30 protein-coding genes are annotated in these 27,000 nt (G+C 74.3%); 14 read left to right on the top strand and 16 right to left on the bottom strand.

Annotated features, from left to right (window positions below):
* A complete protein-coding gene (serB, locus tag CAE01nite_RS18870; RefSeq protein ID WP_146906345.1) occupies positions 1-1,479 on the top strand; it encodes a phosphoserine phosphatase SerB in 1,479 nt (492 codons plus the stop codon).
* Between the two features lie 44 nt (positions 1,480-1,523).
* Here serB and CAE01nite_RS15375 read toward each other — a convergent pair whose 3' ends face one another.
* The 3 genes from CAE01nite_RS15375 to CAE01nite_RS15365 all read right to left on the bottom strand — a co-directional run bounded on the left by CAE01nite_RS15375 (position 1,524) and on the right by CAE01nite_RS15365 (position 3,659).
* The gene (locus CAE01nite_RS15375) at positions 1,524-2,063 is read right to left on the bottom strand and encodes a SixA phosphatase family protein (RefSeq protein ID WP_146906343.1); all 540 of its coding nucleotides are present in this window, start codon (positions 2,061-2,063) and stop codon (positions 1,524-1,526) included.
* Between the two features lie 5 nt (positions 2,064-2,068).
* Positions 2,069-2,836, bottom strand: coding sequence for an enoyl-ACP reductase FabI (gene fabI, locus CAE01nite_RS15370; RefSeq protein ID WP_146906342.1), 768 nt, complete (start codon positions 2,834-2,836; stop codon positions 2,069-2,071).
* 67 nt (positions 2,837-2,903) lie between these two features.
* Positions 2,904-3,659: a beta-ketoacyl-ACP reductase gene (locus tag CAE01nite_RS15365; RefSeq protein WP_146906340.1), complete on the bottom strand. Its 756-nt coding sequence runs from the start codon at positions 3,657-3,659 to the stop codon at positions 2,904-2,906.
* A 175-nt stretch (positions 3,660-3,834) separates the two neighbouring features.
* Between CAE01nite_RS15365 and CAE01nite_RS15360 the strand changes: the two genes are divergently transcribed.
* Genes CAE01nite_RS15360 through CAE01nite_RS15350 form a run of 3 tightly spaced genes read left to right on the top strand, consistent with a single transcriptional unit; the run spans position 3,835 to position 5,592 of the window.
* Positions 3,835-4,314, top strand: a complete 480-nt coding sequence (locus tag CAE01nite_RS15360) for a DUF3099 domain-containing protein (RefSeq protein ID WP_146906338.1) — start codon at positions 3,835-3,837, stop codon at positions 4,312-4,314.
* Positions 4,307-4,570 carry a hypothetical protein gene (locus CAE01nite_RS15355; RefSeq protein WP_146906336.1) on the top strand — a complete coding sequence of 88 codons (264 nt, stop codon included), beginning with the start codon at positions 4,307-4,309 and terminating at the stop codon, positions 4,568-4,570. The genes CAE01nite_RS15360 and CAE01nite_RS15355 overlap by 8 nt, the downstream gene beginning before the upstream one ends.
* Complete coding sequence (locus tag CAE01nite_RS15350; protein ID WP_246131257.1) at positions 4,567-5,592, top strand: SURF1 family cytochrome oxidase biogenesis protein; 1,026 nt, start codon at positions 4,567-4,569, stop codon at positions 5,590-5,592. The genes CAE01nite_RS15355 and CAE01nite_RS15350 overlap by 4 nt, the downstream gene beginning before the upstream one ends.
* On the opposite strand, the gene abc-f is transcribed toward CAE01nite_RS15350, so the two are convergent.
* The gene (abc-f, locus tag CAE01nite_RS15345) at positions 5,576-7,174 is read right to left on the bottom strand and encodes a ribosomal protection-like ABC-F family protein (protein ID WP_146906334.1); all 1,599 of its coding nucleotides are present in this window, start codon (positions 7,172-7,174) and stop codon (positions 5,576-5,578) included. The two genes, CAE01nite_RS15350 and abc-f, sit on opposite strands and share 17 nt — an antisense overlap.
* A gap of 168 nt (positions 7,175-7,342) precedes the next feature.
* Between abc-f and CAE01nite_RS15340 the strand changes: the two genes are divergently transcribed.
* Genes CAE01nite_RS15340 through CAE01nite_RS15330 form a run of 3 tightly spaced genes read left to right on the top strand, consistent with a single transcriptional unit; the run spans position 7,343 to position 9,320 of the window.
* Positions 7,343-7,975 (top strand): biotin transporter BioY, encoded by a 633-nt coding sequence (locus CAE01nite_RS15340; protein WP_146906332.1) that lies wholly within the window; start codon positions 7,343-7,345, stop codon positions 7,973-7,975.
* Positions 7,976-8,028: 53 nt separating this feature from the next.
* Entirely contained in the window at positions 8,029-8,712 is a 684-nt protein-coding gene (locus CAE01nite_RS15335) for an energy-coupling factor ABC transporter ATP-binding protein (protein ID WP_246131256.1), read from the top strand.
* Positions 8,709-9,320 carry an energy-coupling factor transporter transmembrane component T family protein gene (locus CAE01nite_RS15330; protein ID WP_246131255.1) on the top strand — a complete coding sequence of 204 codons (612 nt, stop codon included), beginning with the start codon at positions 8,709-8,711 and terminating at the stop codon, positions 9,318-9,320. Before CAE01nite_RS15335 ends, CAE01nite_RS15330 begins: the two co-directional genes overlap by 4 nt.
* Before the next feature lie 2 nt (positions 9,321-9,322).
* Here the strand turns inward: CAE01nite_RS15330 and CAE01nite_RS15325 are convergent, their stop codons facing one another.
* Entirely contained in the window at positions 9,323-9,994 is a 672-nt protein-coding gene (locus tag CAE01nite_RS15325) for a putative glycolipid-binding domain-containing protein (RefSeq protein ID WP_146906330.1), read from the bottom strand.
* A 184-nt stretch (positions 9,995-10,178) separates the two neighbouring features.
* Between CAE01nite_RS15325 and ypfJ the strand changes: the two genes are divergently transcribed.
* Positions 10,179-11,078: a KPN_02809 family neutral zinc metallopeptidase gene (gene ypfJ / locus CAE01nite_RS15320; RefSeq protein ID WP_146906328.1), complete on the top strand. Its 900-nt coding sequence runs from the start codon at positions 10,179-10,181 to the stop codon at positions 11,076-11,078.
* Between the two features lie 23 nt (positions 11,079-11,101).
* Here the strand turns inward: ypfJ and CAE01nite_RS15315 are convergent, their stop codons facing one another.
* The 8 genes from CAE01nite_RS15315 to CAE01nite_RS15280 are packed head-to-tail and all read right to left on the bottom strand — an operon-like array spanning position 11,102 to position 17,968.
* Positions 11,102-11,449, bottom strand: a complete 348-nt coding sequence (locus tag CAE01nite_RS15315; RefSeq protein ID WP_146906326.1) for a metal-sulfur cluster assembly factor — start codon at positions 11,447-11,449, stop codon at positions 11,102-11,104.
* Entirely contained in the window at positions 11,446-11,955 is a 510-nt protein-coding gene (gene sufU / locus CAE01nite_RS15310; protein ID WP_146906324.1) for a Fe-S cluster assembly sulfur transfer protein SufU, read from the bottom strand. The genes CAE01nite_RS15315 and sufU overlap by 4 nt, the downstream gene beginning before the upstream one ends.
* 8 nt (positions 11,956-11,963) lie before the next feature.
* On the bottom strand, positions 11,964-13,280 hold the full coding sequence (locus CAE01nite_RS15305; protein ID WP_146906322.1) for a SufS family cysteine desulfurase: 1,317 nt from the start codon (positions 13,278-13,280) through the stop codon (positions 11,964-11,966).
* A gap of 38 nt (positions 13,281-13,318) precedes the next feature.
* Entirely contained in the window at positions 13,319-14,083 is a 765-nt protein-coding gene (gene sufC, locus CAE01nite_RS15300; protein WP_146906320.1) for a Fe-S cluster assembly ATPase SufC, read from the bottom strand.
* 6 nt (positions 14,084-14,089) lie between these two features.
* Positions 14,090-14,437, bottom strand: a complete 348-nt coding sequence (locus CAE01nite_RS15295; RefSeq protein WP_146906318.1) for a non-heme iron oxygenase ferredoxin subunit — start codon at positions 14,435-14,437, stop codon at positions 14,090-14,092.
* Entirely contained in the window at positions 14,434-15,690 is a 1,257-nt protein-coding gene (gene sufD, locus CAE01nite_RS15290) for a Fe-S cluster assembly protein SufD (RefSeq protein ID WP_146906316.1), read from the bottom strand. The genes CAE01nite_RS15295 and sufD overlap by 4 nt, the downstream gene beginning before the upstream one ends.
* Positions 15,690-17,096 (bottom strand): Fe-S cluster assembly protein SufB, encoded by a 1,407-nt coding sequence (gene sufB / locus CAE01nite_RS15285; RefSeq protein WP_371862910.1) that lies wholly within the window; start codon positions 17,094-17,096, stop codon positions 15,690-15,692. Before sufB ends, sufD begins: the two co-directional genes overlap by 1 nt.
* 47 nt (positions 17,097-17,143) lie before the next feature.
* On the bottom strand, positions 17,144-17,968 hold the full coding sequence (locus CAE01nite_RS15280) for a helix-turn-helix transcriptional regulator (protein WP_146906312.1): 825 nt from the start codon (positions 17,966-17,968) through the stop codon (positions 17,144-17,146).
* 165 nt (positions 17,969-18,133) lie between these two features.
* Here CAE01nite_RS15280 and CAE01nite_RS15275 point away from each other — a divergent pair, with 165 nt between their 5' ends.
* The 4 genes from CAE01nite_RS15275 to CAE01nite_RS15260 all read left to right on the top strand — a co-directional run bounded on the left by CAE01nite_RS15275 (position 18,134) and on the right by CAE01nite_RS15260 (position 21,540).
* Entirely contained in the window at positions 18,134-19,105 is a 972-nt protein-coding gene (locus CAE01nite_RS15275; protein WP_146906310.1) for an ABC transporter ATP-binding protein, read from the top strand.
* Complete coding sequence (locus tag CAE01nite_RS15270; protein ID WP_146906308.1) at positions 19,102-19,869, top strand: ABC transporter permease; 768 nt, start codon at positions 19,102-19,104, stop codon at positions 19,867-19,869. Before CAE01nite_RS15275 ends, CAE01nite_RS15270 begins: the two co-directional genes overlap by 4 nt.
* Positions 19,870-19,933: 64 nt before the next feature.
* Positions 19,934-20,920, top strand: coding sequence for a COX15/CtaA family protein (locus CAE01nite_RS15265; protein WP_307725006.1), 987 nt, complete (start codon positions 19,934-19,936; stop codon positions 20,918-20,920).
* A complete protein-coding gene (locus CAE01nite_RS15260; protein ID WP_246131254.1) occupies positions 20,917-21,540 on the top strand; it encodes a GNAT family N-acetyltransferase in 624 nt (207 codons plus the stop codon). Before CAE01nite_RS15265 ends, CAE01nite_RS15260 begins: the two co-directional genes overlap by 4 nt.
* A gap of 9 nt (positions 21,541-21,549) precedes the next feature.
* On the opposite strand, the gene CAE01nite_RS15255 is transcribed toward CAE01nite_RS15260, so the two are convergent.
* Both CAE01nite_RS15255 and CAE01nite_RS15250 read right to left on the bottom strand, forming a co-directional pair.
* Positions 21,550-21,972 carry a MarR family winged helix-turn-helix transcriptional regulator gene (locus CAE01nite_RS15255; RefSeq protein ID WP_146906306.1) on the bottom strand — a complete coding sequence of 141 codons (423 nt, stop codon included), beginning with the start codon at positions 21,970-21,972 and terminating at the stop codon, positions 21,550-21,552.
* A 70-nt stretch (positions 21,973-22,042) separates the two neighbouring features.
* Entirely contained in the window at positions 22,043-22,621 is a 579-nt protein-coding gene (locus CAE01nite_RS15250) for a dienelactone hydrolase family protein (protein WP_146906304.1), read from the bottom strand.
* A gap of 145 nt (positions 22,622-22,766) precedes the next feature.
* Between CAE01nite_RS15250 and CAE01nite_RS15245 the strand changes: the two genes are divergently transcribed.
* The gene (locus CAE01nite_RS15245) at positions 22,767-25,088 is read left to right on the top strand and encodes a helix-turn-helix transcriptional regulator (protein WP_146906302.1); all 2,322 of its coding nucleotides are present in this window, start codon (positions 22,767-22,769) and stop codon (positions 25,086-25,088) included.
* A 3-nt stretch (positions 25,089-25,091) separates the two neighbouring features.
* On the opposite strand, the gene CAE01nite_RS15240 is transcribed toward CAE01nite_RS15245, so the two are convergent.
* Positions 25,092-25,937, bottom strand: coding sequence for a CPBP family intramembrane glutamic endopeptidase (locus tag CAE01nite_RS15240; protein ID WP_186816618.1), 846 nt, complete (start codon positions 25,935-25,937; stop codon positions 25,092-25,094).
* A 445-nt stretch (positions 25,938-26,382) separates the two neighbouring features.
* Between CAE01nite_RS15240 and CAE01nite_RS15235 the strand changes: the two genes are divergently transcribed.
* Positions 26,383-26,736, top strand: coding sequence for a VOC family protein (locus CAE01nite_RS15235; protein ID WP_146906298.1), 354 nt, complete (start codon positions 26,383-26,385; stop codon positions 26,734-26,736).
* The last annotated feature ends 264 nt before the right edge of the window (positions 26,737-27,000 follow it).

The raw sequence follows: 27,000 nt of genomic DNA, 5'->3' as shown, positions 1-27,000 counted from the left end.
GTGAACCGACACACCGACGTCCGGCCGGCCGAGCGACGCCTCGTCGTCATGGACGTCGACTCGACGCTCCTCACCGGCGAGGTGGTCGAGATGCTGGCCGCCCGGGCCGGAGCCGCGGCCGCCGCGGCGGTCGCGCTGGTCACCGAGCGTGCGATGCGGGGCGAGATCGACTTCGCCGCCTCGCTGCACGAACGCGTCGCCGCGCTCGCCGGGCTGCCGGTCGGGGTGCTGGCCGACGTGCGCGCCGAGGTCGAGCTCACCCCGGGAGCCCCTGAGCTGCTCGCGGAGCTGGACCGCCGCGGCTGGCCGGTGGGCCTGGTGTCCGGCGGCTTCGCCGAGATCGTCGAACCGCTCGCGGCCTCCCTGGGCATCCGGCACACCGCCGCCAACCGGCTCGAGGTGGTCGACGGCGTCCTGACCGGCCGGGTGCTGGGGCCGGTGGTCGACCGGGCTGCCAAGGCGGCCGCGCTGCGCCGGTTCGCCGACGCCGAGGGGCTCGACGTGGACCGCGCCGTCGCCATCGGGGACGGCGCCAACGACATCGACATGATCGCGGCGGCCGGTCTGGGCATCGCGTTCAACGCCAAGCCGGTCGTCCGCCGGCACGCCGACGCCTCCGTGGACCATCGGCTCGACGCGGTCCTGGCCGTCATCGACGCCGGGGCCCCGGCGCACGACCCACGCACCGCACCCCCGAGCGTCGGCACCGGCGCCACCTCTGAGCCGGGAGGCACCCTCGAGATGGACGCCCTGGACACGACCCACGAGAACGTCCACCGCACGGACACGACCCACGAGAACGTCCACCGCACGGCCGTCGTGCTGACCAGCGGCGGGCCGGCCTACGCGGACCCGTGGCACGACCTGCGCACCCAGGCCCGGGCGATCGCGTCGGTGCTCACCGACGCCGGGTTCGCCACGCAGGTGCGCGAGGACGTGCTGGCGGCGATGGAGGAGCACGCCGGGACGGCGCTGCTCGTGGTCGCGTGCTCCGGCGCACCGGAGACCTCGGCGCAGGAGCTCGACGAGGCGGAGCGGGTCGGCGCCGCGCTCGACCGGCACGTCGCCGCCGGTGCCCCGGTGCTGGCGGTGCACGGCGGCGGCATGGCGTTCGCCCCCGTCCCCCGGTGGCGGGAGGTCATCGGCGCCCGCTGGGTGCACGGCGCCTCGGGGCACCCGGACCTGGACCGCTGCACCGTGCAGGTCCCCTCGACCGGGCACCCGGTCACCGCCGGGCTCTCCGACTTCTCCCTCGAAGACGAGCGGTACAGCGACCTGGACGTCGACCCCACCCGGGAGGCGCTCGTCACCCACGAGTGGGACGGCCGGACGCACCCCCTGGTGCTCGCCGGGACGGTCGGCACGAGCCGCGTGGTGTACGACGCGCTCGGTCACGACCAGCGGTCCTACGACAGCCCCGAGCGACGCGAGCTGCTCCGGCGCGAGGCGTGCTGGGCGGCCGGGCTCCCGCTCGACTGACCCGACGCGCCGGGCTCCCGCTCGACTGACCCGACGCGCCGCGGCTACTCGTCCGGCGAGACGACGGTCCTCAGCCGGGCGCTGCCCGGTGCCAGGCCGTCCCAGCGGTGCTCGGGCTCGAGCTCGAGCACCGCGTACGCCGCGGTCGACAGGTGCGCGCGGACGCGCATGAGCGCGGCGGTGTCCGACCCCGGACCGGCCAGCGCGGCCGCCGTGGACGACATCGTCGGCTCGTGCCCCACGACGAGCACCGTCCGGACCCGCTCGTCGACCTCGCGCAGGGTCGCGACGAGCTCCCCCACCCCGCCGCTGTAGACGACGTCGTCGTGCAGGACCTCGGGCTCCGCGCCGCCGAATGCGCCGCGCAGCAGCTCCCACGTCTGCCGGGTCCGCACGGACGGCGACACGAGGGCGAGCTCGGGGACCAGTCCGCCGGCGGCCAGGACCGCCCCGACCCGGTTGGCCTGACGGCGTCCGGCCAGGGCGAGCGGGCGGACCTCGTCGCCCGTGGACTCCCCCGGCGGCTCGGCCTTGGCGTGCCGCAGCAGGACGAGCCGGCGGGTGCGGTCGGAGGTCAGCGACATGCGGCCTACAGTCCCATCGCGTGCACGCCGCCGTCGACGTGGACGATCTCGCCGGTGGTCGCGGGGAACCACTCGGACAGCAGGGCCGCGACGGCGCGCGCGGTCGGCTCCGGGTTCGTGACGTCCCACCCGAGCGGCGCACGGTCGGGCCAGCCGCCCTCCATGGCCTCGAAGCCGGGAATGGACTTGGCCGCGGTGGTGCGGATCGGCCCGGCGGAGACGAGGTTGACGCGGATGCCCAGCGGCCCCAGGTCGCGGGCGAGGTAGCGCGCGGTGGACTCGAACGCGGCCTTGGCCACGCCCATCCAGTCGTACACGGGCCAGGCGTAGCGGGCGTCGAACGTCAGCCCGACGATCGAGCCGCCCTGCGACAGCAGCGGCTGCGCGGCGACGGCGAGGGACTTCAGCGAGTACGCGGACACCTCCAGCGCCGTCGCGACGTCGGCCCACTCGCCGGCGAGGAAGTTGCCGCCCATGACCGACTGCGGGGCGAACCCGATGGAGTGGACGACGCCGTCCAGGTGGTCGACGTGCTCGCGGACGCGATCGGCGAGCGCGGCGAGGTCCTCGGCGTCGGTGACGTCCAGCTGCACGACCGGCGCCTCGGCGGGCAGGCGGCGGGCGATCGCCTGGGTGAGCCGGAACTGACGGCCGAAGGAGGTCAGCACGACCTGGGCGCCCTGCTCCTGCGCGAGACGGGCGACGTGGAACGCGATCGAGCTGTCGGTGAGCACTCCGGTGATGAGGAGCTTCTTGCCGTCGAGCAGGCCCATGGGGATGTCTTCCGTTCGTGGTGTTCGGTCGTCTGTGGTCGAGCGCGGGCGCCCGGGGAGCGTGAGGTCAGTGACCCATGCCGAGGCCGCCGTCGACCGGGATGACGGCGCCGGAGATGTAGGCCGCGTCGTCGGACGCCAGGAAGTGCACGACGCCGGCCACCTCCTCGGGCTGGGCGAACCGGCCAGCGGGGATGGACGCCCGGTAGGCGTCCTGACGGTCCTGCGGCAGCTCGGCGGTCATCGCGGTGTCGATGAACCCCGGCGCGACGACGTTGGCCGTGATGCCGCGACCGCCCAGCTCGCGGGTGACGGAGCGCGCCATGCCGACGAGTCCGGCCTTGGACGCGGCGTAGTTGACCTGCCCCTGACCGCCGTAGAGCCCGACCACCGAGGAGATCAGCACGATGCGCCCGCGACGCAGGCGGATCATCCCCTTCGAGGCGCGCCGGACGCACCGGAAGGACCCGGTGAGGTTGACGTCGAGCACCTCGGTGAAGTCCTCGTCGCTCATCCGCATGAGCAGGCCGTCCCGGGTCACGCCCGCGTTGGCGACGAGCACCTCGACGGGACCGTGCGCGGCCTCGACCTCGGTGAAGGCGGCGTCCACGGCCGCGGTGTCGCGCATGTCACCCACCACACCCAGCACGCCCTCGGGCAGGTCGCCGCTGCGGTAGATGGTGGCGACCTTGTCGCCCGCCGCGACGAACCGCTCGGCGATCGCGCGGCCGATGCCCCGGTTGGCGCCGGTGACCAGCACGCTGCGCGGTGCCCGGGTGGGGTCCGCGGTGCCGGGGGCTGCTGCGGGGCTCGTCTCGGTCACACGTTCTCCTGTCGTGGTGCGCCTGCGCGGACGCACGCCGCGCCACGCCCACCGACGCTAGCCGACACCCGGTCCCCCGTCGTGGCACGCGACGACACCGATGCCCGGAGCGGTTTGTCCGATCCGTACAAGGCCCGTGCATCCACGGAGGCACCTTCGCGCGTAAACTCACGTGGTGAGCAAGCGCCGCACCGGGACTCCCCAGGTGCACACGATCACATCCGCTCCGACGCCGCTGGGCGACGACATCGCCCGACGCGCGCGTCGCTACATGTTCCAGATGAGCCTGCGCACGCTGTGCTTCCTCGGCGCGGTCTTCACGTGGGGCCGCGTCCCGGCCCCGGTCTCGGTCGCGCTGCTGGTGGGCGCCGTCGTGCTGCCGTACGTCGCCGTCGTCCTGGCGAACGCGGGACGCGAGCGGCCCGAGCGTCCGGACCCGTACGTCGACGTGACCCCGCAGCTCGGCGCCGGGCCCGTGCCCGGCGGCCCCGCGCGGCCGCCGGTGAACCCGGTCCACCGCACGTGGGAGGACGACCTCGCGCAGTGGGACCACGGGATGCCCCGCTGGGACGAGGCGACCCAGCGCTGGGTGCCGGAACCGCACGACCCCACCCGCGGCAGCCGGACGCAGCCGGACGGCCCTGCCCGTGGTTGACCTGCTCTCCCCTCGTCCCGACGCCGTCGAGGAGCTGCTGTGCAGCGCCCGCGGGTGCCGGGACGAGGCTGCGTGGGGCCTGCTGTGGAACAACCCGCGCCTGCACACCCCCGAGCGCCGCAAGGTCTGGCTCGCGTGCGACGCGCACCGCGAGCACCTCGAGCAGTTCCTCGGCGCCCGGTCGTTCCTGCGGGGCACCGTCCCGGTGAGCGAGCTGGAGGTCGCCGAGCGCCCGTCCGCAGGCGGCCCGGCGTGAGTGGGAGCGGCACGGGCGGCCCCGCCGGCAGCACGACCGGTAGCGCGGCCGGCGGTTCGACCGGCAGCACGGCCGGCAGCGCGGCCGGCGGTCCGACCGGCAGCCCGGCCGGCACGGGCGACGCCCGCCGGGCGGCCCTGCGGCGCGCGGCCGTCAAGCGCGCGGCGGGACTGGTCGCCGCCGCGGTCGGCCTGGCCGTCGTCTGCACCGCACTGGGTCTGTGGCAGTGGCACCGGCACGGGACCCGGTCCGCGGCGATCGCGGTCGTCGAGGCGAACTTCGGCGCCGACCCGGTCCCGCTGGCGGACGTCCTGGGCTCGGCGGGCGACCCGTTGCCCGCCGCCGAGGAGTGGCGCCCGGTGCGGGTCACCGGCCGGTACGACGCCGAGGCCGCCGTGCTGCTGCGCAACCGGCCGGCCGGCGGTCAGGTCGGCTTCCACCAGCTCGTGCCGCTCGTGGTCGCGTCGGGTGACGGGTCGTCCGCGGTGCTCGTCGTGGACCGCGGGTGGGTGCCGGACGAGGCGAGCGCGGCCGACGCGCGCACCCCTGCCGGCGACGTCGAGGTGGTGGTCCGCCTGCGCCCGGACGAGCCGGCGTCGCGCCGGGGCGCCCCGGCGGGGCAGGTGCAGGCGATCGCCGTCCGGCAGGTGCTCGCCGCGGGCGGCGCCGGCGACCTGCCCGCCTACGCGGCGTACGGCGCGATGGTGTCCGAGGACCCGGCCGGCACGGGGCGTCTGGGCCCGCTGCCGCAGCCGAGCACGGACCCCGGGTCGCACCTGTCCTACGCGCTGCAGTGGTGGACGTTCGCCCTGGGGTCGCTGGTGGGCTTCTCCGTCATGGCCCGACGCGAGCTCGTGGACGCCGACGACGAGGGCATCCCCGACGGCGGACCGGCCGACGGCCGGCCCGCGGACGAGGCCGCACCGCAGGTCCCGCCGAAGGCACCGCGACGCCGTCGGATGCCGAGCGCCGAGGACGAGGAGGACGCCCTCATCGACGCCCAGCTCAGGCCAGCGAGATGAGGTCCGCGTACGTCGGGCCCCACAGGTCCTCCACGCCGTCGGGGAGCAGCACGACGCGCTCGGGGTTGAGCGCCTCGACGGCGCCCTCGTCGTGCGACACCAGCACGACCGCACCCTCGTAGGACCGCAGCGCCCCGAGGATCTCCTCGCGGCTGGCCGGGTCGAGGTTGTTGGTGGGCTCGTCGAGCAGCAGCACGTTCGCCGACGACACCACCAGTGCCGCGAGCGCCAGGCGGGTCTTCTCCCCGCCGGACAGCACCTTCACCGGCTTGTCGGCGTCGTCCCCGGAGAACAGGAACGACCCGAGCACCGAGCGGACCTGGGTGTCGGTGAGGTCGGGCGCGGCGGTGCGCAGGTTCTCCACGACCGTGCGGGTCTGGTCGAGCGTCTCGTGCTCCTGCGCGTAGTAGCCGAGCTTGAGCCCGTGGCCAGCCTTGACCGCACCCGTGTCCGGGACGTCGATGCCGGCCAGCATCCGCAGCAGCGTGGTCTTGCCCGCACCGTTGAGGCCGACGATGACGACCCGGCTGCCCTTGTCGATCGCCAGGCCGACGTCGGTGAAGACCTCCTGCGACCCGTAGGTCTTGCTCAGGCCCTCGGCCGTGAGCGGCGTGCGGCCGCACGGGGCGGGGGTGGGGAACCGCAGGCGGGCGACCTTGTCCGACGCGCGCACCTCCTCCAGGGAGGACAGCATCCGCTCGGCGCGGCGGGCCATGTTCTGCGCGGCGACGGCCTTGGTCGCCTTGGCGCGCATCTTGTCGGCCTGGGCCAGCAGCACCGACGCCTTCTTCTCGGTGTTCGCGCGCTCGCGCTTGCGGCGCTTCTCGTCGGTCTCGCGCTGCAGCAGGTACGCGTCCCAGCCGAGGTTGTACTGGTCGAGCTCGCCGCGGTTGGCGTCCAGGTGGAACACCTTGTTGACCGTCGCGCGCAGCAGGTCGGTGTCGTGGCTGATCACGACGAAGCCGCCCGGGTAGGCCTTGAGGTAGTCGCGCAGCCAGATGATTGAGTCCGCGTCCAGGTGGTTGGTCGGCTCGTCGAGCAGCAGCGTGTCCACACCGGAGAACAGGATGCGGGCCAGCTCGACGCGGCGGCGCTGCCCACCGGACAGCGTGCCGATCGTCTGGCCGAGCACGCGCTCGTCCAGCCCGAGGTTGGACGCGATCCGGCTCGCCTCGCTCTCGGCCGCGTAGCCGCCCGCCGCGGTGAACCGCTCCTCGAGCCTGCCGTACCGCTCCATCGCGGCCTCGCGCGTCTCCTCGTCGGCGCTGGCCATCGCGCCCTCGGTCTCCCGCATGCTGCGGACCAGGGCGTCGAGCCCCCGCGCGGACAGCACCCGGTCCATGGCGATCGTGTCGAGGTCACCGGTGCGCGGGTCCTGCGGCAGGTAGCCGATCTCGCCCGCGCGGGTGATCTGCCCGGCGGTGGGCAGCGTCTCCCCGGCGAGGGTCTTCGTCAGGGTCGTCTTGCCCGCGCCGTTGCGGCCGACCAGGCCGATGCGGTCCCCCGCGGCGATCCGGAACGTCGCCTCCTCCAGCAGCACGCGGGCGCCGACGCGCAGCTCGACGGCGTGGGCAGTGATCACGGTGGGGTTCCTTCGATCGCGGTCCGCCGGGCGTGGGACGGGCGTGGGAGGCGGACACAAACGCCGTCCATCCTACGACCGGCTAGCGTGGCAGCCGGTCCTGCCGGCGCCCCTGGGGACGGCGACCGCCTCACACCACCTCACCCTCTGCGAACCCGGAGCGACGCCATGACGACATCTGCTGACCACGACCACGCCGTGGCGGGCGGGCGCGCCGGTGCGGCGGTCGCCCCCCGCACGCACGTGGCGACCGACGTCGCCCTGGTCGCGACGTTCGCCGCGTTCATCGCCGTGTGCGCGCTGCTCCCGGCGATCCACGTCGCGGCGATGGCCGTCCCGATCACCCTGCAGACCTTCGGCGTGATGCTCGCCGGCGTCGTCCTCGGTGCCCGCCGCGGCGTGCTGGCGGTCCTGCTGTACCTGGCCGTCGGCCTGGCCGGGCTGCCCGTCTTCGCCGAGGGCACCGGCGGCCTGGCGGTCGTGGGCAAGCCGTCGTTCGGGTACCTGCTCGCGTTCCCGGTCGCCGCCGCGATCGCCGGGGCGCTCGTCTCGCTCGGCCGCCGGGTGCGCGCCGGCCGGCTGCCGCTCGTGGTGTTCGGCGCCGCGATGGCCGGCAGCCTGCTCGCGACGCACCCGCTGGGCATCGCGGTGATGGGGTGGCGCCTGGACATGACGCCGGCCCAGGCGATCGCCACGGGCGCGACCTTCCTGCCCGGCGACGTCGTCAAGAACGTGCTGGTCGCGGTCGTCGCGAGCGCGGTGTTCCGGGCGTTCCCGGACATGCTGTACCGGCGCCGCTGACCGCCGTGGCGCAGAGCCGGCCGTCGCATGCCGTCACCTTCGACGGTGCCGCCGTGGTCGCCGAGACCACGGCGCCGGACGGCCGGGCCGACCGGCTGACGATCCTGCACCCGGTGACGTGCACGCTCACCGAGCGCCGGGTCGCCGTCGTCGGCGCCAACGGGTCGGGCAAGTCGACCCTCGCGCGCCTGGTCAACGGCCTGGCGACGCCGTCGTCGGGCCGGGTCCTGGTGGACGGGCTGGACACGGTGCGCGACGGCGCCGCGGTCCGGCGCCGGGTCGGCTTCGTCTTCACCGACCCCGACGCCCAGCTCGTCATGCCCACCCCGCGGGAGGACGTCGCGCTGTCGCTGCGGCGGCTGCCCCTCGACCGGGCCGCGCGCGACGACCGCGTGCGCGCCGTGCTCGAGCGGTTCGGGCTCGCCGACCGGGCGGAGGTGAGCGTGCACGCGCTGTCCGGCGGCCAGAAGCAGCTGCTGGCACTGGCCGGGGTGCTCGCCACCGAGCCGTCCGTGCTGGTGTGCGACGAGCCGACCACCCTGCTGGACCTGCGCTGGCGCCGGGTCGTGGACGACCTGCTCGACTCGGTGGACCAGCAGGTCCTGCAGGTCACGCACGACCTGGACGCCGCCGCCCGCGCCGACCGGGTGCTGGTCGTCGACCGCGGGCACGTCGTGTTCGACGGACCGGCGCCGGACGGCGTCGCGCACTACCGCGACCTCATGGCGGTCCGGTGAGCGTCGCGACGCCGCTGGGGCTGTACCGGCACGGGACCAGCGCGATGCACCGCCTGCCGGCCGGGCCCAAGCTCGCCGGCCTCGCGGTCCTCGGGGTCGTCGTCGTCGTCGCCCGCGGACCGGTCGTCTCGGTCGTGCTCCTCGCGCTCGCCGTCGCGCTCAACGCCGCGGGCCGGGTGCCGCTGCGTCCGGTGCTTCGCTCCCTGCTGCCGGTGCTCGTCACCACGGCCCTGGTCGCGGGGTTCCAGTGGTGGCAGCGCGGACCCGCGGTCGCCGTCGAGGTCGCGGCGGACCTGCTCTCCCTCGTGCTCGCCGCCGGCGCGGTGACCGCCACGACACCGGCGGACCGGATGCTCGACCTCCTCGACCGCGCGCTGCGTCCGCTGCGGGTGCTGGGCGTGCGGCCGGACCTCGTCGCGCTGGCCGTCGCGCTCATGCTGCGCACCGTCCCCGCCCTGCTCACGACCGCGCGCGAGGTGCGCGACGCCGCCCGCGCCCGCGGGCTCGAGCGCAGCCCGCGGGCGCTGCTGGTCCCGGCCGCGGTCCGGACCGTCGCCCGCGCCCGCGCGACCGGCGAGGCGCTCGCGGCCCGCGGCATCGGCGACTGAGGTCACGGCCCGATGCGGTCGGTGATGCGGTCGGCGATGCCCGGGTAGCTCACGACCAGGCCCTCCCGGTCGACCGTGAGGTCGGCCGTGAAGCCGTCGGAGTCGAAGTGGACGACCGCGCCGCCGCTGGGCAGCCGCTCCGCAGGCCCGTAGTCCTGCACCGCGACGTGCACGGTGAGGTCCGGCACGGACACCCACGCCACCGTGAACCGCACCGTGCGGTCGGCCCGGTCCAGCAGTCCCGAGCGCAGCACCGGCATGGTGTTGGTCAGGGGGCACAGCCCCAGGTCGCAGTCGAGGGCGCCGGCGAGCTCGGCGGGGTCCGGCAGGTCCGCGGCGACCACGCGGCCGTCGACCCACCGCCGGCCCGACCACCGACCCGCGTCGTCCCGGCGCAGCACGAGTCGCCGTCCGCCGTCGTCAGCGCCGGCGTCGGCGTCGGCGTCGGCGTCGTCACGGTCCGCCGCGCCGGCGTCGTCGCCGGCAGGCACGGTGCGGACGTCCAGCACGCGCGTCGTCCATCCGGGTCCGGTGACCAGGCGCCACGTCACCGTGTGGTCCGGCGCGAGGCTCGTCCCCCGGGCGTGCAGGCGGTCGTCGTGCAGGGTGACGCGAGCCGCGTCGACCCGGTCCGGGTCGACGCCGCGCCACACGAGGAGGCGGTCGACGGCCATGACCCGACGGTAGCCGTCGGCCGGGAGAGGGGCCGGGGTCGGTGCGGCGCACCTGGTCCTGCCCGGGTACGGGCACCGGCCGCCGGACCACCCCGAGGCGAGCGTCCTCGCCGCGCACCGGGACGTCCGGGAGGCGCCGTCCCTGCCGCTGCGGCCCCGCCGGGTCGCGGCTACCGTCGCCCGCATGACGTTCTCGGAGGGTGGCAGCTTCGGCGGCGGACGTGTCCGCACCTCGCGCGGGGGCGGCGGCCGCCGCGGCGGTGCGGTCGGCGGCGGCATCGGCGCGATCGTCGTCCTGGTCGGTGCCCTGTTCTTCGGCGTGGACCTGAGCCCGGTCGTCAACGGCGTGAGCGGCGCCGGCGGTCCGGGCGGCGGCAGTCCCGTCGAGCAGGGCACGATCGGCGAGTGCACCGCCGAGCAGGCGAACACCACCCGCGAGTGCCGGCTGTCCGCCACCGTCGACGCCCTGGACACGTACTGGGGCCAGACGCTCCCCGCCCTCGGCGTGCAGTACGCCCAGCCCGACGTCTGGAGCTTCGAGGACGCGGTCGACACCGGGTGCGGCCCGGCGACCAGCGCGACCGGCCCGTTCTACTGCCCGCCGGACCAGAGCGTGTACCTGGACCTCGGCTTCTACGACGAGCTGACGACCCGGTTCGGGGCGTCCGGCGGAGCCCTCGCGGAGATGTACGTGCTGGCCCACGAGTTCGGGCACCACATCGAGCAGCTCACCGGGATGATGGACGCCGCCGAGCGCGGCGGCACCGGCCCCGAGTCGGACTCGGTGCGGATCGAGCTGGCCGCGGACTGCATGGCCGGGATGGTCATCGGCAACCTCGCCCGCACGGTCGACCCGGACACCGGCGTGACCTACATCGACCCGCCCACGCCGGAGCAGGTCGCCGACGCCCTGTCCGCGGCGTCGGCCGTGGGCGACGACCGCATCCAGGAGCAGGCGACCGGCACCGTGAACCCCGAGGCGTGGACGCACGGGTCCAGCGAGCAGCGCCAGCGGTGGTTCACGATCGGCTACGACGGCGGGACGTTCCAGGACTGCGACGCCCTGCAGGCACCGCGGCTCTGAGCCCGTGACGTCGGACCGAGCCCTCAGATGTTGAAGCCGAGGGCCCGCATCTGGTCGCGGCCGTCGGGGGTGATCTTCTCCGGGCCCCACGGCGGCATCCAGACCCAGTTGATCCGGAAGCCGTCGACCAGGCCGTCCAGGCTCGTCGCGGTCTGGTCCTCGATGACGTCGGTCAGCGGGCACGCCGCGGACGTGAGCGTCATGTCGATGACGGCGTGGTTGTTCTGGTCCAGGCTCAGGCCGTACACCAGGCCCAGGTCCACGACGTTGATCCCGAGCTCGGGGTCGATGACGTCGTGCATGGCCTCCTCGATGTCGGCCACGTTCGGCGGGGTGGACGCGGTGGACGCGCCCGGGGTCTCGGTGGTCATGCCTGCTCCTTGACGTGGGTCGGGACGACGACGCCGGACTTGGCGATCGCGTCCTTGAGCGCTGCCCAGCCGAGCAGCGCGCACTTGATCCGTGCGGGGTACTTCGCCACCCCGGTGAACGCGGTCGCGTCGCCCAGGGTGTCCTCCTGCGCGTCGTCGAGGCCGGCGCCGCGCGCGTGCATGAGCAGCCGGAAGGTCTCCGACAGCTCGTCCACGGTGCGCAGGTCGGCGCCGGTCACCAGGTCCGTCAGCACCGAGACCGACGCCTGGGAGATGCTGCAGCCCTGCCCCTCCCAGGTCACCTCGTCCACCAGGGACCCGTCCGGTGCGCCGTCCGGCGCGGGCCGGAACGCGACCCGCAGGGTCACCTCGTCCCCGCACGTGGGGTTGACCTGGTGCGACTCCCCCGCGACCGCGTCGGCGGGTGCGGGCACCAGCCCACGCCCGTGCGGCGCGCGGGCGTGGTCCAGGATGACCTGCTGGTACAGCTGCTCCATCGAGCTCATATGACTCCTCAGTCCCACCCGAAGAACGCTCGGACCCCGGCCAGTGCTTCCCGGAAGACGGCGATCTCCTGTGACGTCGTGTACACCGACGCCGACGCGCGTGCGGTCGCGGCGACGCCGAACCGGCGGTGCAGCGGCTGCGCGCAGTGGTGCCCGACCCGCACGGCGACCCCGGCGTCGTCGAGCACCTGGCCGACGTCGTGCGCGTGCACGCCCTCGACGACGAACGACACGGTCGCCAGCCGGTCCCGGGTGTCGGTGGGACCGATGACCCGGACGCCGGGCACCGAGGCGACGGCGTCCAGCAGCTCGCGGGCGAGCGCGGCCTCGTGGGCGGCGACCGCCTCCATGCCGAGCTCGGCCAGGTAGGACGCCGCGGCGCCCATGCCGATCGCCTGGGCGACCATCTGCGTGCCGGCCTCGAACCGCTGCGGCGGCGGCGCGTAGGTCGTGGTCTCCATGGTGACGACCTCGACCATCGACCCGCCGGTGGTGACCGGCGGCATGGCCTCGAGCAGCTCCCGGCGGCCGTACAGCGCACCGACGCCGGTCGGCCCGAGCATCTTGTGCCCGGAGAACACCGCGAAGTCGACCCCGAGGCCGTGCAGGTCGACCGGCAGGTGCGGCACCGACTGGCACGCGTCCAAGACGCTGAGCGCGCCGACCTCGCGGGCCCGGGCGACGAACGGCGCCACGTCGGTGATCGCCCCGGTCACGTTCGACGCATGTGTGAACGCGAGCACGCGGGTGCGGTCGGTGACCACGGTGGCCAGCTCGTCGGTCCGCAGCCGGCCGTCGTCGTCCACCCCGATCCAGCGCACGACGGCGCCGGTGCGGGCGGCCAGCTCCTGCCACGGCACGAGGTTGGCGTGGTGCTCGGCCTCGGTGACGACGATCTCGTCCCCGGGGGCGAGCGCGAACCTCCGCGCGGCGTCACCGCCGCGGCCGGCGGTCGCGTTGGACAGCGCGTACGCCACGAGGTTCAGACCGGCGGTGGCGTTCGTCGTCCAGACGATCTCCCCGGCGTCGGCCCCGACGAACGACGCCACCTGCTCGCGGGCGTTCTCGAACGCCTCGGTCGCCTCCTCCGCCAGCTGGTGCGCGCCGCGGTGCACGGCGGCGTTGCGCTGGGCGTAGAAGTCCTGCTCGGCGTCCAGGACGACCTCGGGCTTCTGCGACGTCGCCCCGGAGTCCAGGTACACCAACGGCTTGCCGTCCCGCAGGGTGCGGGTCAGCAGCGGGAAGTCGGCGCGCACCGCCGCCAGCTCACCGCTGCTGAGCAGGGGCGAGCCGGCCGCGACCGCGGTGTCCAGCGTGTCGGTCATGGGTGTCCTCGAGACGGAGCAGGGGCGACGCGTGAGCGTCAGAGCGACGTGGCGGCGCCGATGAAGCGGTCGTAGCCCTCGTTCTCCAGGCGCTCGGCGAGCTCCGGGCCACCCTCCTCGGCGATCCTGCCGTCGACGAAGACGTGCACGAAGTCGGGGGTGATGTAGCGCAGGATGCGCGTGTAGTGCGTGATCAGCAGGACGCCGACCTCGCCGGACGCCTTGACCCGGTTGACGCCCTCGGACACGACGCGCAGCGCGTCGACGTCCAGGCCGGAGTCGGTCTCGTCGAGGATCGCGAACTTGGGCTTGAGGAGCTCCATCTGCAGGATCTCGTGACGCTTCTTCTCGCCGCCGGAGAAGCCCTCGTTCACGGAGCGCTCGGCGAACGCCGGGTCCATGCGGAGCTGGTCCATGGCGCTGCGGACGTCCTTGACCCAGGTGCGCAGCGGCGGCGCCTGGCCGTCGATCGCCGTCTTCGCGGTCCGCAGGAAGTTCGAGACGCTGACGCCCGGCACCTCCACGGGGTACTGCATCGCGAGGAACATGCCGGCGCGGGCGCGGTCGTCCACGCTCATCTCGAGCACGTCCTCACCGTCCAGCGTCACCGTGCCGGACGTGATCTGGTACTTGGGGTGGCCGGCCAGCGAGTACGCCAGGGTCGACTTGCCCGAGCCGTTGGGGCCCATGATCGCGTGCGTCTCGCCGCTGCGGATCGTCAGGTCGACACCGCGCAGGATGGGCTTGGGACCCTCCTTGGTCTCGACGCTGACGTGCAGGTCGTGGATCTCCAGAGTGGACATGGGGGTTCAGCTCTCCTTCACGGGCATGGGGGTGTCGACGTCGACCAGGACGCGCTCGCCGTCGACGGTCACGGGGTACACGGGGACGGGGCGGATGGCCGGCAGGCCGGTGGGGGCGCCGGTGCGCAGGTCGAACTTCGAGCCGTGCAGCCAGCACTCGACGGTCGCGCCCTCGACCTCGCCCTCCGAGAGGGAGACGGAGCCGTGGGAGCAGACGTCGGAGATGGCGTACAGCTCGCCGTCCTCCGCGCGCACGACGGCGACCGCGACCGGGCCGTCCTCGCCCTCCAGCTCGGCACGGAAGGTGCCGCAGGCCGGGACGTCCTGGGCGTAGCAGGCCAGCTGACCGCTCATGAGGCCAGCTCGCTCATGCTCTTCTCGAGCTCGGCCTCGATCGAGGCGATGAGGCGCTCCTCGACCTCCGGGACGCCGATCTGGTGGATCAGCTCGGCGAAGAAGCCGCGCACCACCAGGCGCCGCGCGTCCTGCTCCGGGATGCCGCGCGAGCGCAGGTAGAACAGCTGCTCGTCGTCGAAGCGGCCGGTCGCGGACGCGTGGCCGGCGCCCTCGATGACGCCCGTCTCGATCTCCAGGTTGGGGACCGAGTCGGCGCGGGCGCCGTCGGACAGCACGAGGTTGCGGTTCAGCTCGTAGGTGTCGGTGCCCTCCGCGTTCGCGCGGATGAGGACGTCGCCGACCCACACGGTGTGCGCGCCGTCGCCCTGCAGCGCGCCCTTGTAGGTCACGCGCGAGCGGCAGGACGGCACCGCGTGGTCCACGAACAGGCGGTGCTCCTGGTGCTGGCCGGCGTCGGCGTAGTACAGGCCCACCATCTCGACCTCGCCGCCCTCGCCGGTGAACTCCGCGTCGGGCGTGACCCGGACGACGTCGCCGCCCAGCGTGACCACGATGTGCTTGACCTTGGCGTCCCGGCCGAGCCGGATGCGGTGCGAGGCGGTGTGCACGGACCCCGGGGCCCAGTCCTGCACGGACACCAGCGTCAGGTGCGCGCCGTCCTCGGCGACGACCTCGACGGTCTCGGTGAGGGTGGCGGCGCCGACGTGGTCGAGCACGACGACGGCCTCCGACAGCGGCTTGGCGTGCACGAGCAGGTGCGACGCGGTCGGGTCCGCCCCGGCCCCCTCGACGCCCTCCACCCGGATCGACGTGGCGGACGACGCCACGGCCTGGGCCGGGACGGTCACCACGGTGGCCCGGTGGAACGACGACCACGCGACGGCCGCGGCGCGGTCGCCGGGCACGCCCGCCGTGCCCAGCCGGGCGTCGCCGCGGTCGACGATCTCGACCTGGACCTCGGGGGCGTTGACGACCGTGGTCAGCACGCCGTGCCCGGTGAGCTCGGACTGGAGCAGCGGCGCCACCCGGTCGACCGGGGTGAAGCGCCACTCCTCCTCGCGTCCGGTCGGCATCGCGAAGTCCGCGACGTCGAAGGACGTCGCGCGCTCGGCGCGCGAGCCCTGCGGCGTGCCGCCGGTGCGGTGCGTGTTCCCGTGGGTGTGGGCGCCGTCGGCGGTCGCACGGGAGTGGTCGGTGGACAGGGTCGGCGCGTCGGCGCCGTCCTGCGAGGTGGTGCTCGTCGCGGGCATCAGCCGACGGACCCTTCCATCTGGAGCTCGATGAGGCGGTTCAGCTCGAGGGCGTACTCCATCGGCAGCTCGCGCGCGATGGGCTCGACGAACCCGCGCACGATCATGGCCATGGCCTCGGTCTCGGGCATGCCGCGGGACATGAGGTAGAACAGCTGGTCCTCGCTCACGCGGGACACCGTCGCCTCGTGACCCATGGACACGTCGTCCTCGCGGACGTCGACGTACGGGTAGGTGTCCGACCGCGAGATCTGGTCGACCAGCAGCGCGTCGCACAGCACGTTCGAGGCGGAGTGCGAGGCGCCCTCGAGCACCTGCACGAGGCCGCGGTAGGACGTGCGGCCACCGCCGCGCGCGACCGACTTGGACACGATGGACGACGACGTGTGCGGCGCGGCGTGCACCATCTTGGCGCCGGCGTCCTGGTGCTGGCCCTCGCCGGCGAACGCGATCGACAGCGTCTCGCCGCGGGCGTGCTCGCCCATGAGGTAGATGGCCGGGTACTTCATGGTCACCTTGGAGCCGATGTTGCCGTCGACCCACTCCATGGTTGCGCCCTCGGCCGCCGTCGCGCGCTTGGTGACGAGGTTGTAGACGTTGTTCGACCAGTTCTGGATGGTCGTGTACCGCACGCGGGCGTTCTTCTTCACGATGATCTCGACCACCGCGGAGTGCAGCGAGTCGCTGGAGTACACCGGCGCGGTGCAGCCCTCGACGTAGTGCACGTACGAGCCCTCGTCGGCGATGATCAGCGTCCGCTCGAACTGGCCCATGTTCTCGGTGTTGATGCGGAAGTAGGCCTGCAGCGGGATCTCGACGTGGACGCCCGGCGGGACGTAGACGAACGAGCCACCGGACCACACGGCGGTGTTCAGTGCGGCGAACTTGTTGTCACCGGTCGGGATCACCGAGCCGAAGTACTGCTCGAAGATCTCCGGGTGCTCGCGCAGGCCCGTGTCGGTGTCCATGAAGATGACGCCCTGCTCCTCCAGGTCCTCGCGGATCTGGTGGTAGACGACCTCGGACTCGTACTGGGCCGCGACGCCGGAGACGAGGCGCTGCTTCTCGGCCTCCGGGATGCCCAGGCGGTCGTAGGTGTTGCGGATGTCCTCGGGCAGGTCGTCCCAGGTGGCCGCCTGCTTCTCGGTGGACCGCACGAAGTACTTGATGTTGTCGAAGTCGATGCCCGACAGGTCCGAGCCCCAGTTCGGCATGGGCTTCTTGTCGAACAGACGCAGCCCCTTCAGGCGGGTCTTGAGCATCCACTCAGGCTCGTTCTTGAGCGCCGAGATGTTGCGCACGACGTCCTCCGAGAGGCCGCGCTGCGCGTTGGCGCCCGCGACGTCCGAGTCGTGCCACCCGTAGTTGTAGCTGCCGATCGAGGCGATGGCCTCGTCCTGCGTCATCGGCACGGCCGCGGGAACGGCGTTGGTCGCGTCCTGGGTAGGCGCACTCATGACATCTCCTGGTCTTGGCTGTCGTGGCTGTCTCGGGCGTTGTGACTGTCTGGGCTGTGCGGGGCTGTCGTGGGGGTCGGGACGGTGATCGGGATGTTCGTGGTGCACACGTGCCCGCCGGCCGCGAGGGTCGACAGGCGCTGGACGTGCACCCCGAGGAGTCGGGAGAAGGCGCCTGCCTCGGCCTCGCAGATCTGCGGGAACTCCGCGGCGACCCCCTGGACCGGGCAGTGGCCCTGGCACAGCTGGACGGTCGTCCGGCCGGGGACGGGCCGCGTGCTGGCGGCGTAGCCGTCCGCGCTCAGCGCCGCGGCCAGCACCTGGGCGCGCGACGTCACGTCGGTGCCGGCCGCGTCCACCGAGGCCGCGTACCGCTCCTCCAGCGCGCGGACGCGGGACGCGGCGAACGCCTCCACGGCGTCCGGGCCGGCGACCTCGGCGAGGAACCGCAGGGCCTGCGCGGCGAGCTCGGGGTACGTGCTCGACAGCGCGCTCTGCCCGCGGCTGGTCGCCACGTAGCGCCGCGCCGGGCGACCCCGACGCGCCGGTCCGGCGCCGTGCTGGGCGCGCTGGTCGTGCACGGCGATCTGCCCGCGCGACTCGAGCACGCCGACGTGCCGGCGGATGGCGGCGGCGGTGAGGCCCAGCTCGGCGGCCAGCTCGGCGGTCGCGACCGGACCGGCGGAGGCGACGAGCTGCAGCACACGCTGGCGCGTGGTGGCCTCGGCCTCGGCGACGTCGGTCGCGGGTACGTCGGTCGCGGGTACGTCGGTCGCGGGTGCGGTCGGGTCCAGGGCGGGGGCGTGCAGGGCCGTGCTCATGTCCACCTCCGCTGCTCGGTCCGGGTCGACCGCGGCGCCGTCCGGGCCGCGCGACGGCACGGGCCGTGCGTCGCTGTCGATATTGCCAACATAGTTGTTGCCGAAATCCATCCGTGCAACCAAGGTGCGCCTCACCACGTCCGGGCGCCACCTAGACTCGCCCGCGTGCCTGGGTCCCCCGCTGTCGAGATCACCGGTCTCGTGAAGCGGTACGACGGGCGTGCGGTCGTCGACGGGCTCGACCTGGTCGCCGAGCGGGGCGCGGTGACCGCGGTCCTCGGCCCCAACGGGGCCGGCAAGACCACGACCGTCGAGTGCTGCGAGGGCCTGCGCTCCCCCGACGGCGGCCGGGTGCGCGTCCTGGGGCTCGACCCCGCCACCCGGGCCCGCGACCTGCGCCCGCGGGTGGGAGTCATGCTGCAGGACGGCGGCCTGCCGACCGGTGCGCGCCCGCTGGAGCTGCTCCACCACGTCGCGGCGATGTACGCCCGGCCCGTCGACGTCGCCGCGCTCGCCGAGCGCCTGGGCCTGGGGTCGTTCGCGCGCACGTCGGTCCGGCGGCTGTCCGGTGGGCAGCGTCAGCGCCTGGCGCTGGCCCTGGCCGTCGTCGGGCGCCCCGAGCTGGTGTTCCTCGACGAGCCGAGCGCGGGCATGGACCCGCAGGCGCGCCGGGCGGTCTGGGACCTGGTGGGCGAGCTCCGGGCCGACGGCGTCGCCGTGGTGCTCACCACCCATCTCATGGACGAGGCGGAGAGCCTGGCCGACCGGGTGGTGGTCGTCGACCACGGGCGCGTGATCGCCGAGGGTGCGGTGCGGGAGCTGCTGCGCTCGCACGACGACCGGACGCTGCGGTTCTCCGCCGCACCGGGCCTCACGCTCACCGGGCTCGCCGCGTCCCTGGGCGGCGGTGGCGTCCCGCCGGCGTCGGGCGCTCACGGCGAGCACGCTGCCGGCGAGCACGCCGTGCACGAGGTGACCCCCGGGGACTACGTCGTGACCGGGCACGTCGACCCGCACGTGCTGGCGGCGCTGACCACGTGGTGCGCCGCGCACGACGTGCTGCCGTACGCGATCACGGTCGGCCGCCGCACCCTCGAGAGCGTCTTCCTCGACCTCACCGGCCGGGACCTGCGATGAGCTCACCCACAGGCGCCGGCGCCGCGCCCGCGCCGCGACGGGTGCTGGCGCAGACCCGCTTCGAGACCCGGGCGATCCTGCGCAACGGCGAGCAGCTGCTGATCACGCTCATCCTGCCGGTGCTGCTGCTGGTGGCCCTGGTGCGCACGACGGTCGTCGGGCTCACCACCGACGGCGCGACGCGGGTCGACGTGGTCGCGCCGGGCGTGCTCGCCCTGGCGGTCATGTCGACCGCGTTCACGTCGCAGGCGATCGCCACGAGCTTCGACCGGCGCAACGGCGTGCTGCGCCTGCTCGCCACCACACCCCTGGGGCGCGGCGGCCTGCTCGCCGGGAAGGTCCTCGGGGTGCTGGCCGTCGAGGTGGTGCAGGTGGTCGTGCTCGGCGGCGTGGCCCTGGCGCTCGGCTGGCAGCCGGACCCCTCCGGGATCGGCGCGGCGGTGGTGGCGGTCCTGCTCGGCACGGCGGCCTTCACCTCGTTCGCGCTGCTTCTGGCCGGGACGCTGCGCGCCGAGGCGGTGCTGGCGATCGCGAACCTCGTGCTCGTGGTGCTCGCGGTCGCCGGCGGCATCCTGGTCCCGGCCGGCGCGCTGCCGGGGCCGCTCGCGGCGGTGGCCTCGGTCCTCCCGTCCGGCGCACTCGGGGAGGCGCTGCGCGCCGCGCTGCAGGACGGCGTCCTGGCCGGTGGCCCGCTCGCCGTCCTCGCCGGCTGGACCGTCGTGCTCGGCGCGCTCGCGGCGCGGCTGTTCCGCTGGAGCTCGTAGTGACGTTCGTCGTCACCCACCTCCCGGGCGCCGGCGGGCGTCGGGCGGCGACTACCGTGGAGGGGTGAGCAGCACGCCGGCCGGGACGGCCGCCACCCCTCCCACCACGCCGCTGACGGCGCCGGTGAGCCCCGGCCCGCGGGGTCCCGCAGGGCCGGCGCCCCGGTGGCCGGGTCTGCGGCGCTGGACGCGTGCGGTCCTGGTCGCGAACCTCGTGGTGCAGATCGGCATCGTCGTGACCGGCGGCGCGGTCCGCCTCACCGGCTCCGGGCTGGGCTGTTCCACCTGGCCGCAGTGCGAGCCGGGGTCGTTCACCCCGGTCCTCCACGAGGCCACGACCTGGCACCCCTTGATCGAGTTCGGCAACCGCACCCTCACCGGGGTCGTCGGGATCGTGGCGATCGCCGTGGCGCTGCTCCTGCTCACGGACACCCGCCGGTCGCGCGCGTACCGCCGGCTGGGCGCCGTGCCGCTCGCCGGCGTCGTCGTGCAGGCGCTCATCGGAGGCGTGAGCGTGCTGCTGCACCTGGACCCCGCCGTCGTCGGCGTCCACATGCTCGTCTCGCTGGGACTCGTCGCGGTGTCGACGGTGCTGCTGTACCGCTGGTCAGAGGGCGACGGGCCGGTCCGGCCGGTCGTGGGACCCCGCGCGCGGGCGACCGGTCAGGCGCTCGTCGCGGTCGCCGTCGTCCTGCTCGCGCTGGGTGTGGTGGTGACCGGGTCCGGCCCGCACGGCGGCGACGAGGAGGTCGCGTACCGGTTCGAGGTCGACCCGGTGCTGATCGCCAAGCTGCACGCCGCCGCCGTGTGGACCTTCATCGGCGTGCTCGGCGCACTGGTCGTGGGGCTCGTCCGCGACGCGGCGCCCGCCCGGCCGCGTCGCGCCGCCGTCGTCCTGCTCGCGGTCACGCTCGCGCAGGGCCTGGTCGGGTACGTGCAGTACTTCACCGGCCTGCCCGAGATCCTCGTCGGGGTGCACATGCTCGGTGCGGCGCTGCTGACGGCGTCGCTGGCGTGGACCGTCCTCACGCTCCGCGAACGCTCCTGGTGACCATCCGACCGGCCGGGGCGGCGGACCGCGCGGCGCTGGACGACATCTGCCTGCGCACCGGGGACGCCGGCCGGGACGCGTCGGCCCTGTACGCCGACCCGCGGCTGCTCGCCGAGGTCTACGTCGGCCCGTACCTCGCCCTCGAGCCCGACCTCGCGTTCGTGCTCACCGACGACCACGACGTCGTCGGTGGCTACGTGCTCGGCGCGCGGGACACGGCGGACTTCGAGCGCCGCTGCGAGGACTCGTGGTGGCCGCCGCTGCGCGCGCGGTACCCCCTCGCCGGGACGACGGGCGGTGCGGACGCCGCCCCCGACGCCGGCCGTGCCGACGCGGGGATCGTGCGGATGCTGCACAGCCCCCCGCGCGCCGACCCGGCCGTCGTGGCGCTGTACCCCTCGCACCTGCACGTCGACCTGCTGCCGGCGTGGCAGGGCGGCGGCTGGGGTCGGCGACTCCTCGAGACGCTGTTCACCGCGCTCGCCGACGTCGGCTCGCCCGGTGTGCACCTGGGCGTCTCGCGTCGCAACGAGCACGCGATCGGCTTCTACCGGCGGATGGGCTTCGTCGAGCTCACCGGCGACGACGGCGGGCTGACCCTGGGACGCCCGCTCACCTGAACCCGCCCGTCACGACGGCGGGCGCAGGCCCTCGACCAGGCGCCCCAGCAGCGCGACGAGCTGCTGGTGGTCCTCCTCGGGCAGGGCCGCCGCCACCCGGGCGCGGACGCCGTCCACCCGCGCAGCCAGCTCGGCGTGCTTCGCCTCGCCGGCCTCGGTGAGGCGCAGCCGACCGTCCGACTCGCCGACCCAGCCCCGTGAGCGCAGGTGGTGCAGCAGGGTCGCGATCGTGGCGGAGGAGTCGAACGAGGCCAGCGACTCCTTCAGCCCGGCCGGGGTCATGGGTCCGCGCTCGAGCGAGGCCAGCACCTGCCACCCGCGCCGGTCGACCTCGTCGCCCGCGAGCGCCGCGACGAACGCCTCGTCGAGCGCCGTCTCCGCCTCCTTCAGCCACCAGCCGATGGGGCGCGGCCCGGTGCGGTTCGTGTCCATCGTCGGTCCCTCCGTCCGCCTCCCTGCACGTGCACCACGAGCGGTCCCGGCGCCGTCACCGGATGCCGCGTCACCGGATCCCGTCGAGGAACCGCACCACCCGCTCGGTGAGCAGCGCGGCCGGCACCTCGCGGAAGGCCGGGAGGCTGCGGTCGGCGAACAGGTGCTGGTCACCCTCGTAGAGGAACAGCTCGGCGTCGGCCGTCTCCTGGACCAGTACCCGTGCCGCGTCGAGGTCGCCCTCGTCGGCGAAATACGGGTCCGCGTCCATGCCGTGGATCTGGACCCGGACACCGGGGGGCCACGGTCCGCCGAGCTCGGCGGGCGGGAGGCAGGAGTGGAACAGCAGCGCCCCCTTGGCGCCAGGCCGCGTCTGCGCGAGCTGCTGCGCCGCCATCACGCCGAGGGAGAAGCCCGCGTACACCAGCCCGTTGGGCAGACCGTCGGCGGTCGCCACACCGCGCTCCTGGATCGCGTCGAAGCCGACCTGCCTAGCGTAGGCGAGCCCCTCCCGGAGGTCGTCGAACACGCGCCCGTCGTACAGGTCGGGGACGTGGACGTCGTGCCCGACCGCCCTCAGGGCGTCGGCGAACTCGCGCACGCCGTCCGTCAGCCCGTGCCCGTGATGGAACAGCAGCACCTCAGCCATGTCGCTCCCTCGCGTCGTCCGGCGCGCCGTCACGCGCCTCGCCCGATCATGCCGCCGGGAGCCGACCGCCGGGCTCGGTCCGGAGAACCTCGGCAGGTTTCTCCCGCGGACCCTCCCGTCCGGTCGAGCAACGCAGGATCGGCGGGTGTCGGAGCGCCTCCGCGCCCGCGGCGTCTCGGCGAGGATGGGGACCATGGTGGAGGCGACGAGTGTCGCGGTCGCGCCGCTGCTGGCTCTCAAGCTGACGGTCCCGCCCCCGCGGGAGGACGAGCTGGAGCGGGAGCGGCTGCTGGCGCAGGTGGCACCTGCCGGGGTACGGCTCTGCGCGGTGGTGGCGCCGGCCGGCTGGGGCAAGACGCGGCTGATGGCGCAGTGGGCGGTCCGTGCTCAGGCGAGGGCAGCGGTCGCGTGGTTGACCCTCGACGCGGGCGACGACGATCCGCACCGGTTCTGGAGCTACCTCGTCACATCCGTGCGGGAGGCGACGGGACTGGGCGGCCGAGCCCTGGAGATGCTGTCGGCGCCCGGCGTCGACCCGCTGGCCGCCGCTGTCCCGCTGCTGCTGGACGACCTCAGCGGCCGTCGGCTGCCGCTCGTGGTGGTCCTCGACGACTACCACGTGCTCACGAACCCCCGAGTCCACGAGGGTGTCGAGCTCCTGCTGAGCTACCTGCCGCCGACGGTCCAGCTCGTGGTCGGAGGTCGCGCCGACCCGCCCCTGCCACTGGCACGCCTGCGGGCACGTGGGGAGCTGGCCGAGGTACGGGTCGACGACCTCCGCTTCACGGTGACCGAGTCCGCGGCGGTCCTGGAGGCGGCGAGCGGGGTCCACCTCCCGGCTGCCGAGCTCGAGAGCCTCTGCCGGCGGACCGAGGGATGGGCCGCGAGTCTCCGGTTGGTCGCCCTGACGCTGGTCAGCTCGCAGGACCCGGTCGCAGCGGCGGGACGGTTCGGCGGCGACGACCGGCATGTCGTCGACTACCTGTCCGACGAGGTCCTGGAGGGCCTCTCCTGCAGCGACCGCCGGTTCCTGGTCCGCAGCTCGGTCCTCGAGCAGCTGTCGGGAGCGCTGTGCGACACGGTGCTGGGCCAGGACGACTCGGCGACGCTGCTGGACGATCTCGACCGACGTGGCCTCTTCCTGCAACCGCTCGACCACCGTCGGCAGTGGTACCGCTGTCACGGGCTGTTCCGCGACGTCCTGCGCCGCGAGCTGGACCGCAGCGCACCCGCGATGGTCCGCGAGCTGCAGGGGCGCGCTGCGGACTGGTTCGCCGACCGGGACGAGATCGAGCAGGCGGTGCGGTACCGACTGGCCGCCGGTGACCTGCGAGCGGCCACCGGCCTGCTGTTGGCTCACGAGTCGTGGTTCTTCGAGCGCGGGGCCGCCGGCACCTACCTGGAGCTGGGTGAGCGGGCGCTGGCCCGAGGCGCGCCCCTGGACGCGCAGGTCCTCCTGATGCTCGCCTACGCATCTGCGCTCTGCGGCCGGTCGGACCGCGTCCGAGCGCTGTGCGACACCGCTGCGCGATCGCTGGATGCCGGCGTCCGGATCGACGGCTGGCACAGCGCCCTGGCGGGCGTCCTGACGATGCGGGCGGCGTACGGGCGTCCCGGCGAGGACGAGGCGGCCGCCGCGCTCGCCGATGCCCGCCTGGCCGTCGACCTGGAGGTCGACCCGACCGAGCCGGGTCATGTCGTCGCGCTGGGTGCGCTCGCCGCCGCGCAGGTGCGCCTCGACGCGTACGGCGACGCGGCCGCGACCCTGCGGACCGCGTGGGCGTGCGACTCCCGAGCGCTGCTCCCCACGCCGGTGCTGCTGCAGACCGCAGGGCTGTACGCCATGGTCCTGCTGCACCTCGACGACGTCGAGCACGCGCACGCGGTGGCGCGCGAGGTGGCGGTGACGGCCGCGCGCACGCAGGACGCATGGGGTGACGCCGCAGCCGCAGCTCTCACCTGGCTGCGGCTGGCCGAGGGCCGCATCGCCTACCGACGCCGTGACCTCGACGCCGCGACAGCCCTCCTCCGCCGAGCCGTCGCACTCGCCGAGGTCTGGGGTCGCCCCACGGAGCAGGTGATGACCCTGACCAGCCTCGCCCAGGCGGAGCTGGCCGTCGGCGACAGGTCGCGTGCGCGGGATGCGCTGAGCCGGGCGCGTGAGGTGGCGCAGACCGACGGCTGCCGTCCGCGTGCCCGAGCGGAGCTGGAGGCCGCCGAGACACGCCTCGGCCGTGGCGCCGTGCGCGCGGCCCGGCGCGTCGGCCGACTGCACGAGGAGCTCACCGATCGAGAGCTGTCGGTCCTGCGCGCGCTCGGCGGGCCGGCGTCGCAACGTGAGATCGCCGCCTCGCTGTTCCTCTCGGTCAACACCGTGAAGGGCTACACCAAGAGCCTCTACCGCAAGCTCGGCGTCGTCTCCAGGACCGAGGCGGTCGAACGCGGGCGCTGGCTGGGCCTCATCTGAGCATCAGACCGTGGCGAGGGCGATGGAGACGAACACTGCCGTGTCGATCGCGACGTGCACGAGCCAGGGCCAGGCGACCCCCCTGGTCGCGAGCATCGCCCGTCCGAGCAGGAGTGCCAGGCCTCCGGACGCGACCACACCCCCCAGACCGTCGGGGACGGAGCCGACGTAGTGCGCGAGCCCGAACCAGAGGGAGGTGAGCAGAACGGCCTGGGTAGGCCCGACGACTCCCACCACGGTGGCCAGCGGGCCGGAGCGGTAGATGACCTCCTCACCGAAGGCGTTGAACGCCGCGCAGGCGAGGATCACCGGGGTCCACGGGAGGACGTCCCGCAGCGGCGTCGCGCCGAGCCCCGAGGCGGGCGAGCCGGCAGCGGCCACGAGGGCGAAGATGACCAGGGCCGCGCTGGTCGCGACGACGGCCCAGCTGACCCTCCTCTGCGTGCCCGGCCACCGAAGCCGGGTCCTTGCGGTCAGGTCCCCCGGGGCCACGAAAGCCTGGTGCCGGGTCAGGCCCAGTCCCTTGACGAGGGAAGCCGCGAGGACGAGGGCGAGCAGGACGACGACCGTCCGGCTCACCAGGAGCTGGATCAGCACTGGTCCTGCGCCCCGCAGCGAGGCTGCGAGCACCGGCTGCAGGACGTACCCGACGCAGAACGCAGCCAGCATCACGACCGAGTACGACCGCAACGGTCGCGACGGTGGCCAGATCCAGGCGACCGCGACCAGCGGGATCACGCCCAGCAGCACCCAGACGCTCAGGGACGCCGGCGGTCGTCCCGCTACGGCAGCCAGCACGATCATCGGCAGCCCGCTCAGGACCACGGTCAGGACCCAGGCGGCGGCCACGACCCGTCCGTCCCGCCGCTCTGCGAGGTCGGGACGCCCCGTCGTCCCCCGGTTCTCGGTGTGGGGCGGCTCGCCAGCACCCCGCTGGACGGTGGGGAGAGGTCCGGGGTGAGGATGCATCGTGCTGCTCCTGGCTCAGGCGGGGCTCGGACGAGCACCGACGGACGACGGACGTGCCGGCGCGGGCCGGTAGGGCGCGAGGCCATGAGGGCCGGCGCGCTGTGCGGCCACCCGCCGGCGCACCGACCAGCGACCGCGTAGACGCAGCGACCATCTCGAACGTCGATGCTGGTCCGCACCACCCCCCGCGCTGAACCACCCGGGGTGGGTTCCGTAAGGACGCCCGCCACGGTCCCCCTCGGCTCACTGGGCGACCGACGGCGTCGCCGGCCGGGACCAGGCGTGGCGGGTGTGCCCCGCCGGCCACGCTCCGCCATGCTGAGGCATGGAGATCACCGGGCTGGGCTGGAGCGGCACCCGCACCGATCGCGCCGAGGCCCTGGCGCACTTCTACGAGCACGTGCTGGAGCTCAGGCTCGTCCACACCGAGCCGCACTTCTGGGTCTTCAGGCTCCCGGACGGCAACCACGTGGAGGTCTTCGGCCGGCAGTTCCCTGGCAAGGAGCACTTCACGACCGGGCCGGTGGTCGGCTTCACCGTCACCGACCTCCCCCAGGCGACCAGGCAGCTGCGGGAGGCGGGCGTCGAGCTGCTGGGAGAGCCCGGCCCCACCTGGCAGCACTTCCGCGGACCCGACGGCAACGTCTACGAGCTCGTCTCGGAGGTCCAGCACTCCTGAGATCTCGACCATGCTCGGCACCCGCCGACTGGCGGTGTGAGCGACGCACGCGGCCGCCGCAGGAGGCAACCGGGCACGGTGGGTGGGGTGCCGCCGTCGTCAGGCGTCGCGGGTCGTGCGTCGTGACGTGAGGGCTCCTCGCCCGGCTCCCGTGGTGTGCACCACTGCGTGGATCGCCAGGGCGAGCGTCACGCCTGCGAGTGCGTACAGCGCGAGGACACGGTTGTCGGCGCCGTCCAGGAGCTGGTCGTCCCGGCGTTCGGA

Source organism: Cellulomonas aerilata (genome assembly GCF_007991755.1).
Classification (GTDB): Bacteria; Actinomycetota; Actinomycetes; order Actinomycetales; family Cellulomonadaceae; genus Pengzhenrongella; species Pengzhenrongella aerilata.
Note: the sequence above shows the minus strand (reverse complement) of the source record. Positions and strands in the feature narration are given on the sequence as shown.

Excerpts from the sequence above, each read along its gene's own strand:
- CAE01nite_RS15375 (WP_146906343.1), bottom strand. The coding sequence starts at position 2,063 with ATGTCGCTGACCTCCGACCGCACCCGCCGGCTCGTCCTGCTGCGGCAC.
- fabI (WP_146906342.1), bottom strand. The coding sequence starts at position 2,836 with ATGGGCCTGCTCGACGGCAAGAAGCTCCTCATCACCGGAGTGCTCACC.
- CAE01nite_RS15340 (WP_146906332.1), top strand. The coding sequence starts at position 7,343 with ATGACGACATCTGCTGACCACGACCACGCCGTGGCGGGCGGGCGCGCC.
- CAE01nite_RS15325 (WP_146906330.1), bottom strand. The coding sequence starts at position 9,994 with ATGGCCGTCGACCGCCTCCTCGTGTGGCGCGGCGTCGACCCGGACCGG.
- ypfJ (WP_146906328.1), top strand. The coding sequence starts at position 10,179 with ATGACGTTCTCGGAGGGTGGCAGCTTCGGCGGCGGACGTGTCCGCACC.
- CAE01nite_RS15315 (WP_146906326.1), bottom strand. The coding sequence starts at position 11,449 with ATGACCACCGAGACCCCGGGCGCGTCCACCGCGTCCACCCCGCCGAAC.
- sufU (WP_146906324.1), bottom strand. The coding sequence starts at position 11,955 with ATGAGCTCGATGGAGCAGCTGTACCAGCAGGTCATCCTGGACCACGCC.
- CAE01nite_RS15305 (WP_146906322.1), bottom strand. The coding sequence starts at position 13,280 with ATGACCGACACGCTGGACACCGCGGTCGCGGCCGGCTCGCCCCTGCTC.
- sufC (WP_146906320.1), bottom strand. The coding sequence starts at position 14,083 with ATGTCCACTCTGGAGATCCACGACCTGCACGTCAGCGTCGAGACCAAG.
- CAE01nite_RS15295 (WP_146906318.1), bottom strand. The coding sequence starts at position 14,437 with ATGAGCGGTCAGCTGGCCTGCTACGCCCAGGACGTCCCGGCCTGCGGC.
- sufD (WP_146906316.1), bottom strand. The coding sequence starts at position 15,690 with ATGCCCGCGACGAGCACCACCTCGCAGGACGGCGCCGACGCGCCGACC.
- sufB (WP_371862910.1), bottom strand. The coding sequence starts at position 17,096 with ATGACGCAGGACGAGGCCATCGCCTCGATCGGCAGCTACAACTACGGG.
- CAE01nite_RS15280 (WP_146906312.1), bottom strand. The coding sequence starts at position 17,968 with ATGAGCACGGCCCTGCACGCCCCCGCCCTGGACCCGACCGCACCCGCG.
- CAE01nite_RS15270 (WP_146906308.1), top strand. The coding sequence starts at position 19,102 with ATGAGCTCACCCACAGGCGCCGGCGCCGCGCCCGCGCCGCGACGGGTG.
- CAE01nite_RS15255 (WP_146906306.1), bottom strand. The coding sequence starts at position 21,972 with ATGGACACGAACCGCACCGGGCCGCGCCCCATCGGCTGGTGGCTGAAG.
- CAE01nite_RS15250 (WP_146906304.1), bottom strand. The coding sequence starts at position 22,621 with ATGGCTGAGGTGCTGCTGTTCCATCACGGGCACGGGCTGACGGACGGC.
- CAE01nite_RS15235 (WP_146906298.1), top strand. The coding sequence starts at position 26,383 with ATGGAGATCACCGGGCTGGGCTGGAGCGGCACCCGCACCGATCGCGCC.